The sequence below is a fragment of the Aeromonas sp. QDB03 genome, assembly GCF_027707985.1.
In the GTDB taxonomy this organism is placed as follows: Bacteria; Pseudomonadota; Gammaproteobacteria; order Enterobacterales; family Aeromonadaceae; genus Aeromonas; species Aeromonas hydrophila.
Map to the genome: position 1 here is coordinate 75245 of NZ_JAPCJG010000010.1, position 22014 is coordinate 97258.

A 22014-nucleotide genomic window follows, 5' to 3' on the forward strand; every position below is an offset into this window, starting at 1 on the left:
GCATGCGGCTACTCACTCTTATCCTGCTTCTCTTGTTGGGGGGGCTTCAATATGACCTCTGGCTGGGGAAGAACGGCCTGTCTGACTATCATGAGCTGTCCGATGCCATCACCCGGCAGCAGCAGGACAATCTGGTACTCAAGGATCGCAACAACCTGATTTATCGCGAGATCGACGATCTAACCTCGGGCCTGGAAGCCATCGAGGAGCTGTCGCGCAACGATCTTGGCTACATCAAGCAGGGCGAGACCTTCTATCGGATCATCCCCAAGGACAAAGACAAGGGTTCCAGCTCCGGAGACGCAGCCTACGATGACTGATCTCCGCCCCGGGCTGACCGCCATCGTCCCGGCCGCGGGCATCGGCAGCCGAATGGGAGCCGAGTGCCCCAAACAGTATCTGCAGCTGGCGGGTCGGACCATTCTGGAACATACCCTGACCCGGCTGCTCTCCCACCCGGCCATCGCTCAGGTGATCGTGGCGCTGGCTCCCCATGACCGCTGGTTCGACACCCTGGCCGTGGCCGCCGATCCGAGGATCCTGCGAGTGGAAGGGGGCGCCGAGCGGGCTTTTTCCGTGCTCAATGCGTTGCAGGTGGCCGCAGGGGAGTGGGTGCTGGTGCACGACGCTGCCCGCCCTTGCCTGACCCACGGCGATCTCGATGCGCTGATTGCCACCGCCATGGCCTGTGATGGCGCCATCCTCGGCAGCCGGGTGCGCGACACCATGAAGCGCTCCGACGGGGCGGGCAACATCCTCGCCACCGTCGATCGCGAGCAGCTCTGGCATGCCCTGACCCCCCAGATGTTTCCCACCAGACCGCTCAAGCTGGCACTGGAAGAGGGGCTGGCGCTGGGGGCCACCATCACCGACGAGGCCTCCGCCATGGAGCGCGCCGGTTTCACGGTGCGGATGGTGGAAGGACGAGCCGACAATATCAAGGTGACCCGGCCGGAGGATCTCTCTCTGGCGGGGCTTTATTTGCAGCAACAGAACGCGCGCCAGCCGGCGCAACCCGATTCACCCACAGAGGAGCTGGCATGATCCGGATTGGACATGGTTTTGATGTACACAAGTTTGGTGGGGTTGGCCCCTGCATGCTGGGCGGGGTGGCGGTGCCGTATGAGCAGGGCCTGCTGGCTCACTCCGATGGTGACGTGGTGCTGCACGCGGTGAGCGATGCGCTGCTCGGTGCCATCGGGGCCGGCGATATCGGCCGTCACTTTCCCGATACCGCCGCCGAGTTCAAGGGGATCGACAGCCGCATCCTGCTGCGGGACGTGTTTGCCCGGGTACAGCAGTCGGGCTATGCCATCGGCAACCTGGATGTGACCATCATTGCCCAGGCGCCCAAGATGGCACCGCATATCGAAGCCATGTGCGCCGTGCTGGCCGCCGATCTGCAATGTGATTTGAACCGGGTGAACGTCAAGGCGACCACCACCGAACAGCTGGGATTCACGGGGCGCAAGGAAGGGATCGCCACCGAAGCCGTCGTCTTACTGGTGAAACAATAATGCTGGAACAACTTGCCTATCTGCACGGGGCGCCGACTGCCCGCGGCATCCTCAAGGCGCAAGCCGCCGATTTCGTGGTCAATGAAGATCTCGGGTTTGAACCCTGCGGAGAGGGGGAACACATCTTCGTCCGGGTGCGTAAAACTGGAGAGAATACCGCCTGGGTGGCTGGTCTGCTGGCCGATGCGGCCGGGGTCAACCGCAATGCGGTGACCTGGGCCGGGCTGAAAGATCGCCACGCGGTGACCGAACAGTGGTTCGGCATTCATCTGCCGGGCAAGGCAGAACCGGATCTCTCCGTGATCGAGAGCGACAGCATCCAGATCCTGCAGGTGAAGCGCCACAACAAGAAGCTGCGGGTCGGCTATCTCAAGGGCAACCACTTCATCCTGCGCCTCACCGGGCTGGAGCAGGCCGACGGTCTGGAATCCCGCCTGCAGGCCATCGCGGAGCAGGGGGTACCCAACTATTACGGCGAACAGCGTTTCGGCCGGGGCGGCAACAACCTGGAGGCGGCCAAGGCGATGTTCGCCGGCAAGCGGATCAAGGATCGCAACAAGCGCTCCCTCTATCTCTCCGCTGCCCGCAGCATGCTGTTCAATGCCATCGTCAGTGCCCGCATCGAGCAGGGACTGGCCCATCAGCTGCTGGCCGGCGACTGTGTGATGCTCAAGGGCAGCCACTCCATCTTCAGCGAAGAGGGCGTGACCCCTGAGCTGGAGGCACGTCTCGCCTCAGGCGACGTGCAGCTCACCGGGCCCCAGTGGGGCCGTGGCCGGTTGGCCAGCCAGGGGGCCGCCGCCGAGTTCGAGCAGAGCGTGCTGGCCCCCTATCACGATTGGTGTGACGGCCTGGAAAAAGCCGGGCTGGACCAGGACCGCCGCCCGCTGCTGCTCAAGCCGCAAGCCATGAGCTGGCAGCTGGAGGGGGCCGTGTTGACCCTGTCGTTCTTCCTGCCGGCCGGGGCGTTTGCCACCAGCGTGGTGCGCGAGTTAATGCAGGCCGAAGAGGCCGATCATGGTTTCAGGAATCAGTCCGATGAGAATTCTGGTCAGTAATGATGACGGTGTGCATGCGGAGGGCATAAGAGCCCTCAGCGAGGCGCTGGCTGCCTGTGGCGAGGTCATCGTGGTGGCGCCGGATCGCAATCGCAGCGGGGCGAGTCATTCCCTGACGCTGGAAGTGCCGCTGCGGGTCACCCGCATCGCCGAAACCGGATATCATGCGGTGAAGGGAACGCCGACCGACTGCGTGCACCTGGCGGTCAACGAGCTGGTGCGCCCGGAGCCCGACATGGTGGTGGCCGGCATCAACCACGGTGCCAATCTGGGGGATGATGTCATCTACTCGGGCACGGTGGCGGCGGCAACCGAGGGACGCCACCTCGGCTTCCCCTCGCTGGCCATCTCGCTGGTAGGCAAGACCCATTTCGCCACGGCGGCCCACTACGCCGCCCAGCTGGTGAAGGGCATGATGGTGCACCCGCTGCCCGCCGATCAGATCCTCAACGTCAATGTGCCGGACCTGCCCCTCGACCAGATCAAGGGGATCAGGGTGACGCGCCTTGGCAACCGCCACCGGGCGGAGTCGGTCATATGCAGCGAGGATCCCCGTGGCCAGCCCATCTACTGGATCGGCCCGCCCGGCAGCCAGCAAGATGCGGGCGAAGGCACGGATTTCGCCGCCATCGAGCAGGGCTACGTCTCGATCACCCCCCTGACCATCGATATGACTGCCTACAGCAGTCTGGCGGGGCTGGGGGCTTGGTTGGACCTGCAGGGATGAAGGTGTGATAGTACAGCGCCTGTTAAACCAGCTGATCGCGCAGGACATTCGTGATTTCCGCGTACTCGCGGCGATTGCCAAGGTGCCGCGTCAGCTGTTCGTGGATGAAGCCATGGCCCACAAGGCCTGGGACAATACGGCGTTGCCCATCGGCCACGGTCAGACCATCTCGCAACCCTACATGGTGGCGCGGATGACCGAGCTGTTGATCCAGAACGATCCGGCCCATGTGCTGGAGATCGGCACTGGCTCGGGTTATCAGACGGCGGTGCTGGCTCATCTGGTGGAGCACGTCTATACGGTGGAGCGGATCAAGTCGCTGCAGTTCCAGGCCCGGCGCCGGCTGCGTCAGCTCGATCTGCACAATGTCTCCGCCAAGCACGGCAATGGCTGGCTGGGCTGGCCCAACAAGGGCCCCTTCGACGCCATTCTGGTGACGGCGGCCGCCAGCGAGGTACCGACGGCCCTTACCGATCAGCTGGCCGACGGTGGCCGGCTGGTGTTGCCGGTGGGGGACAGCCAGCAGACCCTGCAGCTGATCGAGCGGTCGGGCTCCCAGCTGACCAGCCGCATCCTGGAGCCGGTCCGTTTCGTCCCCCTGATTGACGGAGATGTCGAGTGAAGTTGTTTTCCCGCCTCTATGTGCTGGTGATGCAGTGGGCACGTCACAAGTATGCCCCCTGGTATCTGGCGATCACCGCCTTCATCGAGTCGGTGTTCTGGCCCATTCCGGTGGACGTGATGCTGGCCCCCATGGCGCTGGCCAGACCGCACAAGGCCTGGCACTACGCCGCACTGGCGACCCTGTTCTCCGTGCTGGGCGCGTTGTTCGGCTATCTGCTCGGTTATGCCCTGTGGGAGCCGGTGGTCCAGCCGCTGGTGGTCTCGGTAGGTTATGAAGACAAGATTGCCTTGGCCCGGCAATGGTTCGAGCAGTGGGGCATCTGGGTTATTTTTATTGCCAGTTTCACGCCGATCCCCTACAAGGTGTTTACCGTGACGGCCGGCCTGTTGCAAATGGCACTGCTGCCCTTCATCGTGACCTCGCTGATCGGGCGTGGCATGCGCTTTTTCCTGGTGGCAGGTCTGATGCGCTGGGGTGGCGAGAAGATGGAGCGCAAGCTGATGCACTATGTGGATGTGCTGGGTTGGCTCTGTATTGGTTTGGCCGTTGTGGCCTATTTCTGGTTTAGTCGTTAAAGGATCCACTATGCGTTCGCGTGTTTGGCAAGGAAGCAGTGTCGTCGTGTTGTCATGGCTGCTGCTCGCTTGCTCTTCCAGTAAGACTGCTGCTCCGGTACAAGGATTGGGCAATGATGGTCTCGTCTCTACCATTCCGGCTCGCCAGATAGCGGCCCAGCCCGCCATTCAGGGCAACAGCTACACGGTGAAAAAAGGGGACACCCTCTACTCCATCGCCTTCAATTCGGGCAATGACGTGCCCTCGCTGGCCAGTCTCAACGGCATCAGCCCCCCCTACAACATCTATCCGGGTCAACAGATCCGGCTCGATGCCTCCGGCAGCACCATGGCCGTTGCGCGCAGTGCAGGCACCTATCAGGTCCGTCCTGGGGACACGCTGAGCAGCATTGGCCGCCAGTTTGGCATGTCGAATCAGACTCTGGCACAAAGCAACAATCTGCAGGCGCCCTTTGCCCTGCAGGTCGGGCAGGTGCTGAATGTGCAGTCCGCCAGCAGCGACAGTGGCCAGATGGTGGCGGCGACGCGCCCGGTGGTGACCCAGAGCTCCGGCCCCAAACCCCTGGCGCCGGCGACCTCAGGTACGACCACTCCATTTATCAAACAGAAAACGATTGCTCAGCCATCTTCAAAAGAATACGCTCAGGTAAAAGAACAAAAATCAGACAATTCCTACAGCAAGCTATCTTGGCACTGGCCTACCAAGGGCCGGATCGTCGAGGGGTTCTCTGTTGCAGAACAGGGTAACAAGGGCATAGATATCGCCGGTCAGAAGGGGCAACCCATCTACGCGGCGAGCGGCGGCAAGGTCGTCTATGCCGGTAGCGCACTGAGGGGTTATGGCAAGCTGATCATTCTCAAACATGATGATGATTACCTCTCTGCTTACGCCCACAACGACGAGTTGCGAGTGAAGGAAGGGGACAGCGTCAAAGGCGGATCAGTCATTGCCAACATGGGTAGCACGGACGCGCCGGATGTGCGATTGCACTTTGAAATCCGGTACAGAGGCAAGTCGATTAACCCGATGAGCCATTTGCCAAAGCGTTAGACCCAGAGAGTTAAGTCTTACTCTGGTGCCGGTCAGGGAGACACGCCATGAGCCAAGAACAACTGGTTATGCAGGATGCAGAGTTAGAGTTCGACGAAGAGCTGGAGACCCACGAAGAGGAAGAGGTTCAGGAAGTCGCGGCCGAGGCCGAAGAGACGATTTCCGATGAACTGATGGCGCCTGAACTGAACAAGGTGATGGACGCCACCCAGCTCTATCTCGGGGAGATTGGCTTCTCCCCGCTGCTCACCGCCGAAGAAGAAGTCTATTACGCCCGTCGTGCCTTGCGAGGTGACAAAGCCGCCCGCAAGCGCATGATCGAGTCCAATTTGCGACTGGTGGTCAAGATCGCCCGTCGCTACAACAATCGCGGCCTTGTGTTGCTCGATCTTATCGAAGAGGGCAACCTCGGCCTCATCCGTGCAGTCGAGAAATTCGATCCCGAGCGCGGTTTCCGTTTCTCTACCTATGCCACCTGGTGGATCCGTCAGACCATAGAGCGGGCCATCATGAATCAGACCCGCACCATTCGTCTGCCCATTCATGTGGTCAAGGAGCTGAACGTCTATCTGCGCACCGCCCGTGAACTCTCCCATCGGCTCGATCATGAACCGACGGCGGAAGATATCGCCTTCGCGCTGGATCGCTCGGTAGACGATGTGAATCGCATGCTCAAGCTCAACGAGAAGATCACCTCGGTCGATACCCCCATCGGTGGCGATCGCGACAAGGCGCTGCTGGATGTGCTCTCCGACGAGCGTGGCATGGGCCCTGAGCTGGAGTCCCAGGATGACGACATGCGCGCCAGCATAGTGCACTGGCTGGAGGAGCTTAATCCCAAGCAACGCGAGGTGCTGGCCCGTCGCTTCGGTCTGCTCGGCTATGAGCCGGCGACTCTGGAAGACGTGGGTGCCGAGATTGGTCTGACCCGCGAGCGGGTTCGCCAGATCCAGGTAGAAGGGCTGCGCCGCTTGCGGGAGATCCTGCTGGGGCAGGGGCTCTCCATCGAGGCGCTATTCCGTACCAACTAATGGCTGCGAGTGAGCGAAGATGCTTACCAAGCAAAACAAAAAGGGGCCAAAGGCCCCTTTTTCATGCTGGCAGGATCCGCTGGATCAAACCGGATCCAGGGTATCCAGCGGCCAGCGTGGCACGGCTTTGACTACCAGTGGCTCGAAGACCCCGGCTTTCAGGCGCTGCATGCCGGCATAGGCGATCATGGCGCCATTGTCGGTGCAATATTCGGTGCGCGGATAGAACACTTCCCCCTTGAGGCTCTCCATCAGCTCGGCCAGCTGGGCGCGCAGGTGACGGTTGGCGCTGACGCCGCCGGCCACCACCAGGCGATTGAGGCCGGTCTCCTTCAAGGCACGGCGACACTTGATGGCCAGGGTGTCAACTACCGCGTCTTCAAACGCTCGGGCGATATCGGCACGGGTCTGTTCATCATCACCGTTGGCGGCGATGGTGTTGGCGGCGAAGGTCTTGAGGCCGGAGAAGCTCATGTCGAGCCCGGGGCGGTCGGTCATGGGACGCGGGAAGGTGAAGCGTCCAGTGGTGCCCTTCTCCGCCAGCCGGGAGAGCAGCGGGCCGCCTGGGTAATCCAGTCCCATCAGCTTGGCGGTCTTGTCAAACGCCTCGCCGGCAGCATCATCGATCGACTCGCCCAGCAGCTGGTAGCTGCCGATGCCATCGACCCGAACCAGCATGGAGTGACCGCCGGAGACCAGCAGGGCCACGAAGGGAAATTCGGGGGCTCGCTCTTCCAGCATGGGCGCCAGCAGGTGGCCTTCCATGTGGTGCACGGCAATGGCCGGTTTGTTCCAGGCCATCGCCAGCGAGCGGCCTATGGTGGCCCCCACCAGAATGGCGCCAACCAGGCCCGGACCTGCGGTGTAGGCGATGCCGTCGATGCCGTCCTTGCCCAGTCCCGCCTCTCGCAACGCGGCCTGGATCAAGGGGATCGTCTTGCGGACGTGATCCCGGCTGGCCAGCTCGGGAACGACGCCGCCGTAGTCCGCATGCAGCTTGACCTGGCTATACAACTGGTGGGAAAGGATCCCTTTTTGATCGTCGAAGATCGCGATCCCGGTTTCGTCACAGGATGTCTCTATGCCCAATACACGCATTGCTAAAAAATTTCACTGCTAAAATGAGACGGCTATGGTAACCTTCGCGGGTTTTTTAAACCAGAGCGATCTCTGTGGGTTTACTTTCATTCCCTGTCCAGAGTATAATTTCGCACCATTTTAAGACATGCTGATCGATTGAAGGTCAGCTAACAATTTATCACTGAGGTGAAAGGCACATGCCAGTAATCAAAGTCCGTGAAAATGAGCCGTTTGACGTTGCTCTGCGTCGCTTCAAGCGTTCTTGCGAAAAAGCCGGTATCCTGTCCGAAGTTCGTAGCCGTGAGTTCTACGAGAAGCCGACTACCATTCGCAAGCGTGCCAAAGCGTCTGCCGTTAAGCGTCACGCCAAGAAGCTGTCCCGCGAAAACGCACGTCGTATCCGCCTGTACTAATCAAGGGTTCATGCCGTGTCGCTGAAGGATCAACTCAAGGATCAACAAAAACTCGCCATGCTTGCCAAAGACAAGGCTCGCTTGGGAGCGATCCGTTTGTTGATGGCTGAAATCAAGCAACGTGAAGTTGATACCCGTGTCGAGCTCAATGATCAGGATATCCTCGCTGTGGTGACCAAAATGGTCAAACAGCGTCGTGATTCCATCAGTCAATTCGAAGCTGCCGGTCGCCAGGATCTTGCCGACAAAGAGTCCGCAGAGATCGTTGTGTTGCAGGAGTTCCTGCCGCAACAGCTGACTGCAGCCGAAATTGCCGCACTGATTGAGCAAGCCATCGCTGAAAGTGGTGCTGCCGTCATGGCTGACATGGGCAAAGTCATGGCTGTCTTGAAGCCGAAAATTCAGGGGCGTGCCGATGTCGGCGCCGTCAGTGCTCAGGTGAAAACCCGCTTGGCGTAACAGGCAACTCTCTTGTTTGGTCAAAGAAGCCGTGCTTCCCTGGGAATGCGCGGCTTTTTTATTTTCTATGCAATGAAACAGGACGGTTATGGCAGGCAGGATCCCACAATCCTTCATCGATGATCTGCTCGTACGCACCGATATCGTCGAGTTGATCGACTCGCGGGTGCGGCTGAAGAAAGCCGGTAAGAACTACCAGGCTTGCTGCCCTTTTCATAACGAAAAAAGCCCCTCTTTTACTGTCAGTCAGGAGAAGCAGTTCTATCACTGCTTCGGCTGCGGTGCTCACGGCAATGCCATCGGCTTTGTCATGGAGTATGACGGGCTCGAATTTCCCGATGCCATTGAAGAGCTTGCCAGCCTGCACGGCATGCAGGTCCCCCGTGAGCAGACAGCAGGTGGGGCGAGCAGCAGCCAACCTGCGGTCAGCAAGGATCTGTTCGAGCTGATGAACCAGATCGCCCGTTTCTACGAGAGCAATCTCAAGAACGCGCCGCAGGCGGTGGAATACCTGAAGGGGCGCGGTCTGACCGGTGAAGTGGTCAAGCGCTTCAACATTGGTTATGCCCCTGCCGATTGGGATCAGGTGCGTCGGCGCTTTGGCGCCAGCCGGGAGCACGAGCAGTTGCTCATCTCGGGTGGCATGCTGATCACTCGTGACAGCGGGCCCGGCAGTTATGATCGCTTTCGCGATCGCATCATGTTTCCGATCCGTGACAAGCGTGGCCGGGTCATCGGTTTCGGTGGCCGGGTGCTGGGGGAGGGGACGCCCAAGTACCTGAACTCGCCGGAAACACCCATCTTCCACAAGGGGCGGGAGTTGTTCGGCCTTTACGAGGTCAAGCAGGCACACAAGGATCCGCGCCGGATCCTGGTGGTGGAAGGCTATATGGATGTGGTGGCGCTCGGCCAGTACGACATTGATTATGCGGTGGCGGCGCTGGGTACCGCGACCACCAGCGACCATATTCACACCCTGTTTCGCACCACGGCCGAGGTCGTCTGCTGCTACGACGGCGACAACGCCGGTCGGGAAGCGGCCTGGCGGGCGCTGGACAATGCGCTCTCCCATCTGCAGGACGGCCGTGAACTCAAGTTCGTGTTTTTGCCGGATGGGGAGGATCCCGACTCGCTGGTACGCCAGATAGGCAAGGAGGGATTTGAAGCTCTGCTCGACCAGGCCCAGCCGTTCGCTGACTTCATGTTTGAGCGCCTCGGACGCGATGCGGCACTTTCCGGTGAGGCTGGCAAGTTCGAAGTGGCCAACAAGGCCGCCGAGCTGATCAGGCGAGTCCCGGAAGGGTTCACGCGCGAAGGGTTGATCACCCGCCTTTCCAGCATGATGCGCTGGGGCGAGAACAAGCAGCGGATCGCCGAACTGTTTGCCCGCAACAGTCAGCCGAAGGCCGAGGTCAACAAGCCCAAGGCGGCCAAGCTGACGCCGCTGCGCCGGGCATTGGCACTGATGGTGCAGTATCCGGCAATCACGGCCAAGCTGCCGGCCATGCCTGAACTGGCTGGACTGCGCCTGCAGGGCATCAGGTTCTTGCTGCAGCTGCATCAACAGATCCTGACTCAGCCTGGGGTCACGACGGGCATCCTGCTGGAGCACTGGCGTGGCACCAAAGAGGGAGAGATCCTGGCGCAACTGGCGATGCACGATCTGTTTGAAGAGGTAAAACTCGACCAGGAGCCGGATATTCTGGGAGAATTGCAGGATACTTTCGTCGGTTTCATCAACCTGTTCCTGAAGCAGCGCATCGAGGAATTGCAGGCCAAGGTGGCGCAGGAAGGGCTAAGCTCTGAGGAAACTCAAGAGCTGATGATGCTGATCAGAGAGGTGCAAATTGAGAAAAGAAATGAGAGTGGGGCTTGATATTTGAGTGATTAACCCCAATATGAATACCGTTGCCCGAATCGACGGGATTAAAAGCAAACATTTTATAACCGCCTGGCCCCGACAATACTGCGGGCAGGGGTTTCTCATGACCGACGCCGCAACCAGACATAGCATGTCTGGCGGTTTTCTATTAGAATTGGCTATTTGCGCAGCAGCGCACTGTACGCGCAACCTAGCAACACCAACCGGATGAGTTCTATGGAGCAAACCCCGCAGTCTCAGCTTAAACTCCTCGTTGCCAAAGGTAAAGAACAGGGCTACCTGACCTATGCCGAGGTGAACGATCACCTCCCGCAAGACATTGTCGACTCTGACCAGATCGAAGACATCATCCAGATGATCAACGACATGGGCATTCAAGTGGTGGAAAACGCCCCGGATGCCGATGACCTTATCATGGCTGAAGGTGGTACCGCCGATGAGGACGCTGCCGAAGCAGCGGCCCAGGCACTGGCATCTGTTGAATCCGAGATTGGTCGTACGACCGATCCCGTCCGCATGTACATGCGGGAAATGGGTACCGTCGAACTGTTGACTCGCGAAGGCGAAATCGACATCGCCAAGCGTATCGAAGACGGTATCAACCAGGTACAAAGCTCCGTCGCCGAGTACCCGGAAGCGATTACCTATCTGCTTGAGCAATACGACAAATACGAAGCGGAACAGCTGCGTCTGTCCGACATCATTTCCGGCTTCATCGATCCCAACGAGACCGATGACGTCGCCCCGACCGCTACTCACATCGGCTCCGAGCTCAGCGAAGAAGATCTGGCTGACGAAGACGAAGACGAAGATGAAGATGAAGACGGTGATGGCGATGACTCCGACGATGATGGCGACGGTGGTCCGGATCCGGAAGTCGCTCGCGAGAAGTTCGGTGATCTGCGCGCCCAGTACGAAGTAACCCGTCTCTCCATTCAGCAGAATGGTCGTGCGCACGAAGATACTCAGGCTGCGATTGCCCAGCTGGCCGATGTATTCCGTCAATTCCGCCTGATGCCCAAGCAGTTCGATCGCCTGGTCAACAACATGCGCGAGATGATGGAGCGGGTCCGCGTGCAGGAACGCATCATCATGAAACTCTGCGTTGAGCAGGCCAAGATGCCGAAGAAGACCTTCGTCGCGGCCTTCACCAACAACGAGTGCGAAACTGCCTGGTTCGAGTACCAGAAGCAGGCCGGCAAGGCCTGGTCACCGCGTCTGGTCGAGATGGACGAAGATGTGCTGCGCGCCATCGGCAAGCTGCAGCAGATCGAGGAAGAGACCGGTCTGTCCATCGCCCAGATCAAGGACATCAACCGTCGCATGAGCATCGGTGAGGCCAAGGCCCGCCGCGCCAAGAAAGAGATGGTCGAGGCCAACCTGCGTCTGGTTATCTCCATCGCCAAGAAGTACACCAACCGTGGTCTGCAGTTCCTGGATCTGATCCAGGAGGGCAACATCGGTCTGATGAAGGCGGTAGACAAGTTTGAATACCGTCGTGGCTACAAGTTCTCGACCTATGCGACCTGGTGGATCCGTCAGGCCATTACCCGCTCCATCGCGGATCAGGCCCGCACCATCCGTATCCCGGTACACATGATCGAGACCATCAACAAGCTCAACCGTATCTCCCGTCAGATGCTGCAGGAGATGGGTCGTGAACCGAACCCGGAAGAGCTGGCCATGCGCATGGGCATGCCGGAAGACAAGATCCGCAAGGTATTGAAGATCGCCAAAGAGCCCATCTCCATGGAGACGCCCATCGGTGATGATGAAGATTCCCACTTGGGCGACTTCATCGAAGATACCACCCTGGCTCTGCCAGCGGATGCCGCCACCAGCGAGAGCCTGCGCAACGCGACCCGCGAAGTGCTGGCCGGCCTGACCGCCCGTGAGGCCAAGGTACTGCGGATGCGCTTCGGTATCGACATGAACACTGACCACACCCTCGAGGAAGTGGGCAAGCAGTTCGACGTTACCCGTGAGCGTATTCGTCAGATCGAAGCCAAGGCGCTGCGCAAGTTGCGCCATCCGAGCCGCTCCGAAGTACTGCGCAGCTTCCTGGACGAGTAATCCCGGACGGGGTCAACCCGTAACCGCTGTCAAAAAGCCCCGCCATGCGGGGCTTTGTTTTATCCGTGGCGACGGGGGCGTGAAGATGAGTCACGGAACCGCTTGAATATGGATGAAATCTCGCCAAGTGGTTGATATGCCTATGGACGGGGTATTCGCCATCCCCTATAATCCACGCCGCAAACCAGTATCAATGGCCCCTTAGCTCAGTTGGTCAGAGCAGTCGACTCATAATCGATTGGTCGTGGGTTCAAGTCCCCCAGGGGCCACCATTTTCAGACAAAGCCGCTCTCTTGAGCGGCTTTTTCGTTTCTGCCGTTCACCGGCGCCGGCTCTCAGGCATGCGCTCCATAGTGCGGCGTATAGAGCCAGAACCGGACAAGGTTTCGCACCATGAGTCGTCGCAGAGCCTCGCTGTGGCGGTTTTCTGCAAAAGTAAGGGATAGCCTGATCCTCCCGCCCGAGCCTGCCGGGCAGGCTGGTCATGTGATCATGCGGTTTGGCTTGTGTGCGGTGGGCTGTTCGCGCCTTTTCTCGGCGTTGAGGGATGGCATGGTTTGAGATGAGCCTGGACATGCTGCCAGGTCATCAGCCTGCTGAGCGGCCGGCTGGAAGGGGTGGCATGACGCCATAAGAAAGGCCTCCCGCCGATGCTGGGAGGCCTGGGTCAGTGCTTCAGGGTCTGGTGACCGAGCGTAGCCTTACTGGGCGTTCAGGCTGTAGGCCAGCGTCTGGTCGTTGAAACGCACCACGTAGACACCGACCACTGCCGTGGTGATGTCGGCGCCGGCCAGCTCGGCGACACCGTCCTTGTTGGTGTCGCCGTAGTTCTGGGTCCAGTCGCCTTTGACGTCTAACTTGAAGCGCTGACCGCCGTTGCCATCGCCGCTACCGGTGAAGGTGATGCTGGCCTGCCAGAGGTGATCGCCTACCAGCGACATGGGGGTGGAGCTCCAGTTGTTGGTGGTGCCACGAATGTTGAGGCTGGCGAAGTTCTTCGCGTAGCCGACGCTGACCGGGGTCAGGCTGTATTGCAGGGTCTGATCGTTGAAGCGTACCCGATACTGGCCGGTGACCGAGGTCAGGATGTCACTGCCGGCCAGTTCGGCCACTCCATCCTTGTTGGTGTCACCATAGTTCTTGCTCCAGTCCCCCTTGACGTCGAACTTGAAGCGCTGGTTTGCCTGACCATCGAAGGTGACCAGAGCCTCCCACTGATTGTCGGCGACCAGCGTCATGGCAAGAGAGCCCCAGGCATTGGGAGTGCCACGGAAATTCAGGGTAGGCAGCACGCTGGCGTAGGTGCCGTTGTCGTCGGTGACGGTCACGGTAGCGCTGGCACTGGCGGTCAACCCTTCTGCATCGGTCACGGTGACCGTCACGGTATGGGTGCCCGGGGTATCGAACCGGACCGTCTCCGTGGCGGCGGTGCCACCGCTGGACCAGCTGTAGCTCACTACACCCCCGTCGTCGCGGGAGGCTGAGGCATCGAACACCACGCTCTCACCCGCCTTGACGCTGAGGGTCTTGGGAGAGAGGGCGGCCACCGGCGCCTGGTTGCTGGTGAGGGGGGTGACCGTGTAACGCAGATCGCTTTCGTTCAGAGTGATGCGGTAGGTGCCCGCTCCGCTGACCAAAATGTCCTTGCTGCTGCCCTTGTCGGCGATGCCATCCCCTTCGTTGTCGCCGTAGTTTTCGGTCCAGTTGCCGAAGACGTCGAACTTGAAGCGCTGGGCGCCGGTGGCGTCACCGTTGCCGGTCAGGGTGAGGGTGGCTGACCAGACACGGTTGGCATCGACGGTCATGGGGGTATTGCCCCAGGCGTTGTGGGTACCGCGCAGGTTCATGCTGCTGAACTTGGTGCCCGGCAGGGCGGAACCACCGCAGGGATTGGCCTTGGTGCAACCGGCGATGATGGCGGCCGCCTTCATGCCGGGCACATTCAGGCTGGCCTTGCCACTGCCGTCGACGGTGACATAGCCGCCGCTGCAGTAGTCGTTGCCACCCAAGAGGTTGCAGTACTCACCGGCCGGCAGACCGGTCTGCAGCGAGGCCACCAGGCTGCCGCTCTCGTTGTTGATGGCGATGAAGCCCTTGTCACCGCGGCCGAAGGCGATCTGGTTGTTGCCGTTGTCCCACCAGTTGCTGACCGGCTGCCCTTCGGTCCGGTTGTGGAACAGGGCCATGTTCATGATGGTCGGCCGGCGCTGTTCGCAGTTCCACTGGCTGTCCGTGCAAGGTGTGCTGCCCGGAGCCCCCTTGTCGGTTTCATAGGTGCTCATGTTTTCGAAGCGATAGCCCGACATCACCTGCTTCCAGCCATAGGGCCAGGCCATCATGAAGGTGTTGGCCAGATCGTAGCGAGCACCGCTCATGAAGGTGAGCATGCCGCCCCCACCGTGACCGCGTTCGCGGTCGTGGTTGACCACGAAGACGAAGGCCTTAGCGGAGGGGAGCAGGCCCCAGCTCTCACCCAGGGTCTTGAGGTTCTTGATCTGGCCGTTGAAGTTGGCGGCGAGATCGGTGCCGTATTTGAAGTCGGTGACGGTGTCGATATAGGTGTAGCGGCCCGGCTGGATGTCGGCGGACTCTCCGCCTGCGCCGATCACCTCCAGATAGGCCTTGGGGCTGCCCGCCTTGTCGAGGATGGCCTTCACGTCGGTTGGGGCCATGTGCTTGGCCGCATCGATGCGAAAGCCGGCTACGCCCCAGCCGAGCAGGGTCTTCATGTAGGTGGCGATCTGATCCTGCACGTAGGGAGAGCCGGTATTGAGGTCCGGCATGCCGTAGAGGGCGCCGTTCCAGACGTTGTTGCTGTCGCCGTAGTTGGTGATGTCGCCGCTGTGGTGGAAGTCGTTGTAGCCGAACTGGGGATACTGGTACTGCCCCGCGTTGTAGCTGCCGCCACCGGTGGCGGTGCCTGAGCCCGATGCCAGCTGGTTGAAGACGGCGTCGGCATAGACCTTGACCCCGGCTGCGTTGCAGCGGGCGATCATGCTTCTGAGTTCCGCCTCGCTACCGCCGAAGCTGTTGAAATTCTTGAAGCTGACGGGTTGATAGACGGTCCACCAGACCTGACTGCCCTGCTTGTGCTCGGCCGGTGGGGTGATCTGGACGCCCCCGAACCCCTTGGGTCCGAGCACGGTTTCGCACTCGTTGGCGATGTCGTTGAACTTCCATTGGAACAGGTGAACCATGACGCCTTCGGCGGTGGCAGTGTGGCTGAAAGAGCCGAGTGCCGCCGTCAGCAGGGCGGTTCGAAGCAGTGTGCTGTGCATGACGATTTTCCCTTCGATCTTGTTATTGACATATCACTGTCGTGTAGTCGAACGGACAACGAACAACCTCGTTCAGCTCAGTAGCATTCATGAAATCGCAGTGGTTGAAAATCGAACAGCCTGAATTAATTAAGAAATGTGAATGAAAATGCTTTCATGGCCCCTAGCGATGCAGGTGGCGAAAGAGAGGGCAAGAGCTGGGGACAGGCGGGTACTGTGGGATCAGGGGAGTGGCAGAGCAATGAACAGGGGCCCTGCAGGGCCCCATGAGTATTCAGGCGTCGGATTCCTGCGGCAAGGCCCGGGCCTTGCCGCGGCGCCTTGGCAACATGCGCTTCACCAGATTGCTGCGCTGGCGCCAGGAGGTGAACAGGATGGCCAGCAGGTGCAGCGCTATCATGCTCTGCAGGGCCCAGGTACACCAGACGTGCCAGTCGTCCGCTCCCAGCTCGAACCCCATCTCGGTATTCTGGAACCAGCCGGTGCCGGCGGTGGCCAGGATCAGCAGCCAGAGCGTCCAGACCGCCAGCTTGCCGCTGCCGTGGTGACCGGGGCCCGGTGGCGTGCGCTCGCGCAGCTCCACCGCTTGCTGGCGAAAATCTTCCCGGCTTGGGATGAGGGCTCGCAACCGGGCATGGCCCTTGGCAAACGAGAGCCCCCACGCCAGGCGCAGGCTGATCAGGGCGATGGCCAGGTAACCCAGCCGTTCGTGCCACTCCTCGCCCGCCTCGTTGAGCCAGAGGTTGCCGATACAGATGGCCGCCACACCCCAGTGGGTGAGGCGGACCAGACTATCCCAGTGGAAGGGATCAGCCTTTTTGCTTGGCATATTTGTGGTACTCCTTCTTCAGGTCGTTGACCTTGGCCAGGTGCTCACGCGCCTTGGCTTCGTCACCCGCCTTGAGGGCTGCCAGGCTGGCATCCAGTTCGGTCTGCACTTCGTTCATACCTTCCAGGAACTTCTCTTTCTTGGCGGCTGGCATGTTCTTCTGCTTGGCGATGTCGAACTGCGCCTTCATCTCGTTGATGTATTTTTCCATGGTGGCGGCATCGTCAGCCTTGACCGCCTGCTTGTAGTTGAAGCCGATCTTCTTCATCGGCTGTTCCAGCTCACCGGCCATGGCGGGCAGGGTCATCAGGCCAAACATCAGGGGCAGCAACAGGGGGCGAACAGTTTTCAACATGGGATTTCCTTATTTAAACGACATGCTTATCGATTCTATGTGGCTTCTTATGAACCCTTATTCGGATTCATCACAGGCATGATGCCATGACAGTGCGTGAACTGTTTGTGAATATTGCTGTTTTTTGTCACAAAGGGTAACAGGGAAGGGGGAGATGTAAGGAAGTTGCTGAGTCAAGCGAACCAGGCCATTCGGGCCATCCGCCGGGCTGCGTGACCGCGAGATACGCCGGATGAAGAGAGGGCCCTTGCGGGCCCTGTTGATTACTGCTGCTGTTCACGCTCGATGGCGCGCCAGCCGATGTCGTGGCGGTAGAAGACGCCGTCCCACTTGATGCGACCCGCCAGCTGATAGGCCCGTTTTTGTGCCTCGGCCACGCTGTGGCCGAGGGCAGTGGCGCACAACACGCGGCCACCGGCGGTCACCACGGTATCGCCTTCCAGCTGCGAGCCGGCGTGGAATACCTTCTCGCCGCTTGCCTCTTCCACTGGCAGGCCGCTGATGGGCTTGCCCTGCTGGTAGTCGCCGGGGTAGCCGCCCGCCGCCAGCACCACACCGATGGCGACGCGGGGGTCATAGATGGCTTCGACCTGATCCAGCTTGCCGGCACAGGCCGCCAGGCAGAGCTCCACCAGATCGGAGCGCATGCGCAGCATGATGGGCTGGGTCTCGGGATCGCCGAAGCGGCAGTTGAACTCGATCACCTTGGGGTTGCCCTGGCCGTCGATCATCAGACCGGCGTAGAGGAAACCGGTGTAGACGTTGCCCTCGGCCGCCATGCCGCGCACGGTCGGCATGATCACCTGCTCCATCACCTTGCGGTGCACGTCGGCCGTGACCACGGGGGCAGGGGAGTAGGCACCCATGCCGCCGGTGTTGAGGCCGGTATCGCCATCACCGACTCGCTTGTGATCCTGGCTGGTGGCCATCGGCAGCACATGCTCGCCGTCCACCATGACGATGAAGCTCGCCTCTTCCCCGTCCAGAAACTCCTCGATCACCACCCGGGCCCCGGCGTCGCCAAAGGCGTTGCCGGAGAGCATATCGCGGACCGCCTCTTCCGCTTCGCTCAGGGTCATGGCAACGATGACCCCCTTGCCGGCGGCCAGGCCGTCAGCCTTGATGACGATGGGGGCGCCCTTCTCGCGCAGGTAGGCCAGCGCCGGCTCCACCTCGGTGAAGTTCTGGTACTCGGCGGTCGGGATGGCGTGGCGGGCCAGAAAATCCTTGGCAAACGCCTTGGAGCCTTCCAGCTGGGCAGCGGCGGCGGTCGGACCGAAGATGGCCAGCCCCTCGGCGCGGAACGCATCGACCACCCCTTTCACCAGCGGTGCTTCCGGCCCGACGATGGTCAGACCGATGCGCTGCTCCTTAGCAAACGCCAGCAGGGCCGGGATGTCGGTGGCCGAGATGGCCACGTTCTCGATGCTCCCTTCATGGGCGGTGCCGGCATTGCCGGGGGCGACGAAGACCCGGGTCACCAGAGGGGATTGCTTGGCCTTCCAGGCCAGGGCGTGTTCACGGCCGCCGTTGCCAATGATCAGTACTTTCATCGTATCGCTCGCTTCTATTCGGGGTCACGGGCGGGCCTGGGGCCTGCGCCGGTGAAAATAGCCAGGTGACAAGAGACAACAAAAGGGCCGCCGGCGGCGGCCCTGATCCATCAGTGACGGAAGTGGCGCATGTTGGTGAACAGCATGCACATGCCGTGTTCGTCGGCGGCGTCGATCACCTCCTGATCGCGCATCGAGCCACCGGGCTGGATGACGCAGGAGATGCCGGCGGCCGCTGCGGCGTCGATGCCGTCGCGGAACGGGAAGAAGGCATCGGAGGCCATGACGGAACCCGCCACGGTCAGCCCTTCATCCTCGGCCTTGATGCCGGCGATCTTGGCCGAGTAGACGCGGCTCATCTGGCCGGCGCCGACGCCGATGGTCTGGCCGTCTTTGGCATAGACGATGGCGTTGGATTTGACGAACTTGGCCACTTTCCAGCAGAACAGCAGGTCGCTTAGCTCAGTCTCGGTGGGCTGACGCTTGCTGACCACCTTCAAATCCCCGAGCGTCACCATGCCAAGGTCGCGCTCCTGCACCAGCAGGCCGCCGTTGACGCGCTTGAAGTCAAAGCCTTGCGCCGGTGCAGCCCACTGACCGCACTCGAGCAGCCGCACGTTCTGCTTGGCGGCGACCGCATCGCGGGCAGCCTGGCTGACGGTGGGGGCGATGATCACCTCGACGAACTGGCGCTCGACGATGGCCTTGGCGGTGGCGCCATCCAGTTCACGGTTGAAGGCGATGATGCCGCCAAAGGCAGAGGTGGGGTCGGTCTGCCAGGCGCGCTCGTAGGCGCTCAGCAGGTTGCTGCCAATGGCCACGCCGCACGGATTGGCGTGCTTGACGATGACGCAGGCCGGCTGGTCGAACTCCTTGACGCACTCCAGCGCCGCGTCGGTGTCGGCGATGTTGTTGTAGGAGAGGGCCTTGCCCTGCAGCTGGATGGCGCTCGCCACCGAGCCTGGTGCGGTCTGCTCCTCGGCATAGAAGGCGGCGGCCTGGTGGCTGTTCTCGCCGTAGCGCATGTCCTGCTTCTTGATGAACTGGCTGTTGAAGGTACGCGGGAAGCGGGACTCCTCGTCACCCTCCTTGTTGTCACCGTAAGAAGGAACCATGGTGCCGAAGTAGTTGGCGATCATGCCGTCGTAGGCGGCGGTGTGTTCGAAGGCGGCAATGGCCAGATCGAAACGGGTCGCCAGTTTCAGGCTGTTGCCGTTGCCATCCATCTCGCGGATGACGCGGTCATAGTCGGCAGCCTTGACCACGATGGCCACATCTTTGTGGTTTTTGGCGGCGGAGCGAACCATGGTCGGGCCGCCGATGTCGATGTTCTCGACTGCATCGGCCAGGGTGCAACCGGGCTTGGCGACGGTCGCGGCGAAGGGATAGAGGTTGACCACGACCATGTCGATGGGGGAGATAGCGTGCTGGGCCATGATGGCGTCGTCTTGCTCGCGCCGGCCGAGAATGCCGCCGTGGACCTTGGGATGCAGGGTCTTGACCCGGCCATCCATCATTTCAGGGAATCCCGTGTAATCGGAGACCTCGGTCACTGGCAGACCGGCGTCGGCCAGCAGCTTAGCGGTACCGCCGGTGGAGAGCAGGGCCACGCCACGTTCGTTGAGTGCCTTGGCAAATTCCAGGATGCCAGTCTTGTCAGACACACTCAGCAGTGCACGGCGAATGGGTCGAGCTTGTTCCATCACACTATCGTCCTCAGCATAACGGGGACCGTTCCATGGGAGGCGAGGCTCAACACAGAGAGTCCCCAAATAAATGGAAGTGGGGGATTTCGCAAACCGCTCTCGCCTGAAAAACCTGCCGACAGGCAAAAGCGTTTTAGGAAATGCCCGCTTGACGCGACGCTCTCTTGTGGGCGCGTATTCTACACAAAAAATGTGACCCGTGGTGGATTTTTTAAAGTGACAAAGCCTTGCCTGGTGCGGTGTTAAACGTTTTCTGGTTGGTTTTTGTGAAACGTTTGTCTTTTCAGTCTCTTGATGGCAAAAGGGTGGCCGCGTGCTCTTTCCTGCTGCCGGCTGGCAATCGCCGGGCAAAGGGGCGATAGTGGGGGCCGGTTGTGGCTGTGTGGCAAATTCAACGGGAGAAAAGGCATGTATCGGATCGGGGAGCTGGCCAAGGCGTGCGGGGTGAAGGCGGATACCCTGCGTTTTTACGAGAAGAATGGTCTCATCTCGCCAGGCATCCGCAACGAGTCCGGCTATCGCCTCTATGGCGAGCAGGACAAGCGGCGGCTGGAGTTCATCATCCGCGCCAAGTCGGTGGGGTTCTCGCTGGCCGACATCGGCGAGCTGCTGGATCTCGATACCAACAAGGCCAAGGTCACCTGTCAGGAGGTGAAGGCGGTGGCCGACACCAAGCTCGAACAGGTGGAGCAGAAGATCGTCGAGCTGACCCGTTTTCGCGACAACCTGCGCGAGCTCTCCAATATCTGCTGCGGCGGCCCGCGCTCGGCGGAGCACTGCGCCATCCTAGAGACGCTGGAGTCCGGCGCCCCCTCCCGTCATGAGCATCACGACCATGAGCACTGAGTTGCGCCGGCCCCGGGTATCCGCCTTTCTCGCTCTCTCCCTCGACGGCTTCATTGCCGGAGAGGGGGGCGATCTGGCCTGGCTTGAACCCTACAACGGCGACTCCCAGGAAGATACCGGCTACAGCGCGCTGATGGCGAGTGTTGATACCTTGCTGATGGGGCGCAACAGCTACGACACTGTGCTGGGCTTTCCCGAGTGGTTTTATGGCGACAAGCCGGTGGTGGTATTGACCCACAGACCCGCCGCTCCCCGTGAGCACGTCTCCTTCCGGCAGGGGGCGCTGGCGCAGGTGCTGGACGAGCTGTGGCAGGCAGGCAGCCGCCATCTTTATCTGGATGGCGGCGAGGTGGTCAGGCAGGGGCTGCAGGCCGCGCTGGTGGACGAGCTGATCCTGTTCTGGGTGCCGGTCACCCTGGGGGGCGGGGTACCGCTCTTTGCAGGGCCGCTGCCCTGCGCGCTGGTGCCGGTGTCGAGCACCGTACTACCGAGCGGGCTGGTGCGGGTCGTCTATCAACCGGCCTGAGGATCCCGCCAGCCCCCTTGCAGGCGGGCCGGGAGAGGCGCACAATCGGCACGTTTTTTCGCCGCCAGCCCCGGATCTGTGGTGGCTGGCGCGATGGGCAAACACACAACTGCATCAAGGAGCCGATATGGCCAAGAAGAAGGTGACCCGGGTCACCACCGAGCCCGCCTGCGAACATCAGCGCGGCATCATTCAGGACAACCACCTCAAGGCACTGGTGACCTCTCCCCTGTTCCAGGCCCGGGTCGAACCGAGCAAGAAAGGCAAGGGCAGCTATCAGCGCAAGGCCAAGCACGGCAAGCGGTGGGAGCCCGGTCAACAGCAGATGGTACGCGTCTGCTGCTGAGCGGGTTTCTGCCGCAAGGCATCAGCTAAAACAATCAGGGCGCCAATGGCGCCCTGATTGTTTCTCTATTCGTTGGTGCTGATT

Annotated in this window: 22 protein-coding genes and 1 tRNA gene; 17 read left to right on the forward strand and 6 right to left on the reverse strand. The window is 60.8% G+C overall.

Going from position 1 to position 22014, the window contains the following annotated elements; translation table 11 throughout:
* Window positions 1-2: 2 nt before the first annotated feature.
* From ftsB to rpoS, 9 genes are read left to right on the forward strand one after another with little or no spacing between them, the layout of a single operon-like run.
* On the forward strand, window positions 3-320 hold the full coding sequence (gene ftsB / locus PG900_RS19350; RefSeq protein WP_011704770.1) for a cell division protein FtsB: 318 nt from the start codon (window positions 3-5) through the stop codon (window positions 318-320).
* A complete protein-coding gene (gene ispD, locus PG900_RS19355) occupies window positions 313-1044 on the forward strand; it encodes a 2-C-methyl-D-erythritol 4-phosphate cytidylyltransferase (protein WP_270802046.1) in 732 nt (243 codons plus the stop codon). The genes ftsB and ispD overlap by 8 nt, the downstream gene beginning before the upstream one ends.
* A complete protein-coding gene (ispF, locus tag PG900_RS19360) occupies window positions 1041-1517 on the forward strand; it encodes a 2-C-methyl-D-erythritol 2,4-cyclodiphosphate synthase (protein ID WP_016349536.1) in 477 nt (158 codons plus the stop codon). Before ispD ends, ispF begins: the two co-directional genes overlap by 4 nt.
* Entirely contained in the window at window positions 1517-2575 is a 1059-nt protein-coding gene (gene truD / locus PG900_RS19365) for a tRNA pseudouridine(13) synthase TruD (RefSeq protein ID WP_270802048.1), read from the forward strand. The genes ispF and truD overlap by 1 nt, the downstream gene beginning before the upstream one ends.
* Complete coding sequence (gene surE, locus PG900_RS19370; protein WP_017410638.1) at window positions 2556-3302, forward strand: 5'/3'-nucleotidase SurE; 747 nt, start codon at window positions 2556-2558, stop codon at window positions 3300-3302. The genes truD and surE overlap by 20 nt, the downstream gene beginning before the upstream one ends.
* Before the next feature lie 4 nt (window positions 3303-3306).
* A complete protein-coding gene (locus tag PG900_RS19375) occupies window positions 3307-3924 on the forward strand; it encodes a protein-L-isoaspartate(D-aspartate) O-methyltransferase (RefSeq protein ID WP_011704775.1) in 618 nt (205 codons plus the stop codon).
* Complete coding sequence (locus tag PG900_RS19380) at window positions 3921-4502, forward strand: YqaA family protein (protein WP_016349540.1); 582 nt, start codon at window positions 3921-3923, stop codon at window positions 4500-4502. Before PG900_RS19375 ends, PG900_RS19380 begins: the two co-directional genes overlap by 4 nt.
* Window positions 4503-4512: 10 nt before the next feature.
* The gene (locus PG900_RS19385; RefSeq protein WP_270802051.1) at window positions 4513-5553 is read left to right on the forward strand and encodes a peptidoglycan DD-metalloendopeptidase family protein; all 1041 of its coding nucleotides are present in this window, start codon (window positions 4513-4515) and stop codon (window positions 5551-5553) included.
* Between the two features lie 47 nt (window positions 5554-5600).
* Window positions 5601-6584 (forward strand): RNA polymerase sigma factor RpoS, encoded by a 984-nt coding sequence (rpoS, locus tag PG900_RS19390; RefSeq protein ID WP_011704778.1) that lies wholly within the window; start codon window positions 5601-5603, stop codon window positions 6582-6584.
* Window positions 6585-6668: 84 nt separating this feature from the next.
* Here rpoS and tsaD read toward each other — a convergent pair whose 3' ends face one another.
* Window positions 6669-7682: a tRNA (adenosine(37)-N6)-threonylcarbamoyltransferase complex transferase subunit TsaD gene (gene tsaD, locus PG900_RS19395; protein WP_270832072.1), complete on the reverse strand. Its 1014-nt coding sequence runs from the start codon at window positions 7680-7682 to the stop codon at window positions 6669-6671.
* 179 nt (window positions 7683-7861) lie between these two features.
* Between tsaD and rpsU the strand changes: the two genes are divergently transcribed.
* The 5 genes from rpsU (at window position 7862) to PG900_RS19420 (ending at window position 12763) form a co-directional block, all read left to right on the forward strand.
* On the forward strand, window positions 7862-8077 hold the full coding sequence (gene rpsU, locus PG900_RS19400; protein ID WP_005309452.1) for a 30S ribosomal protein S21: 216 nt from the start codon (window positions 7862-7864) through the stop codon (window positions 8075-8077).
* Between the two features lie 15 nt (window positions 8078-8092).
* Complete coding sequence (locus PG900_RS19405; protein ID WP_016349543.1) at window positions 8093-8536, forward strand: GatB/YqeY domain-containing protein; 444 nt, start codon at window positions 8093-8095, stop codon at window positions 8534-8536.
* 88 nt (window positions 8537-8624) lie between these two features.
* Window positions 8625-10412, forward strand: a complete 1788-nt coding sequence (gene dnaG / locus PG900_RS19410; protein WP_270802055.1) for a DNA primase — start codon at window positions 8625-8627, stop codon at window positions 10410-10412.
* Between the two features lie 183 nt (window positions 10413-10595).
* Window positions 10596-12491: an RNA polymerase sigma factor RpoD gene (rpoD, locus tag PG900_RS19415; protein ID WP_263642045.1), complete on the forward strand. Its 1896-nt coding sequence runs from the start codon at window positions 10596-10598 to the stop codon at window positions 12489-12491.
* A 195-nt stretch (window positions 12492-12686) separates the two neighbouring features.
* Window positions 12687-12763: transfer RNA gene (locus PG900_RS19420), tRNA-Ile, on the forward strand.
* Window positions 12764-13192: 429 nt separating this feature from the next.
* Here PG900_RS19420 and PG900_RS19425 read toward each other — a convergent pair.
* The 5 genes from PG900_RS19425 to purH form a co-directional block, all read right to left on the reverse strand.
* Window positions 13193-15769 (reverse strand): alpha amylase C-terminal domain-containing protein, encoded by a 2577-nt coding sequence (locus PG900_RS19425; RefSeq protein WP_270802770.1) that lies wholly within the window; start codon window positions 15767-15769, stop codon window positions 13193-13195.
* 274 nt (window positions 15770-16043) lie between these two features.
* Complete coding sequence (locus tag PG900_RS19430) at window positions 16044-16598, reverse strand: cytochrome b/b6 domain-containing protein (RefSeq protein ID WP_270802771.1); 555 nt, start codon at window positions 16596-16598, stop codon at window positions 16044-16046.
* A complete protein-coding gene (locus tag PG900_RS19435) occupies window positions 16579-16953 on the reverse strand; it encodes a cytochrome b562 (protein WP_011704785.1) in 375 nt (124 codons plus the stop codon). The genes PG900_RS19430 and PG900_RS19435 overlap by 20 nt, the downstream gene beginning before the upstream one ends.
* A gap of 263 nt (window positions 16954-17216) precedes the next feature.
* Window positions 17217-18506 (reverse strand): phosphoribosylamine--glycine ligase, encoded by a 1290-nt coding sequence (purD, locus tag PG900_RS19440; RefSeq protein WP_011704786.1) that lies wholly within the window; start codon window positions 18504-18506, stop codon window positions 17217-17219.
* A 110-nt stretch (window positions 18507-18616) separates the two neighbouring features.
* Window positions 18617-20209 (reverse strand): bifunctional phosphoribosylaminoimidazolecarboxamide formyltransferase/IMP cyclohydrolase, encoded by a 1593-nt coding sequence (gene purH / locus PG900_RS19445; protein ID WP_270832073.1) that lies wholly within the window; start codon window positions 20207-20209, stop codon window positions 18617-18619.
* Window positions 20210-20620: 411 nt separating this feature from the next.
* On the opposite strand from purH, the gene zntR reads away from it, so the two are divergent.
* The 3 genes from zntR to PG900_RS19460 all read left to right on the forward strand — a co-directional run bounded on the left by zntR (window position 20621) and on the right by PG900_RS19460 (window position 21930).
* Complete coding sequence (gene zntR, locus PG900_RS19450) at window positions 20621-21058, forward strand: Zn(2+)-responsive transcriptional regulator (protein ID WP_005309469.1); 438 nt, start codon at window positions 20621-20623, stop codon at window positions 21056-21058.
* Window positions 21048-21584, forward strand: coding sequence for a dihydrofolate reductase family protein (locus PG900_RS19455; RefSeq protein ID WP_270832074.1), 537 nt, complete (start codon window positions 21048-21050; stop codon window positions 21582-21584). Before zntR ends, PG900_RS19455 begins: the two co-directional genes overlap by 11 nt.
* 127 nt (window positions 21585-21711) lie before the next feature.
* Window positions 21712-21930 carry an alternative ribosome-rescue factor A gene (locus tag PG900_RS19460; protein ID WP_017410628.1) on the forward strand — a complete coding sequence of 73 codons (219 nt, stop codon included), beginning with the start codon at window positions 21712-21714 and terminating at the stop codon, window positions 21928-21930.
* Window positions 21931-22014: the final 84 nt, after the last annotated feature.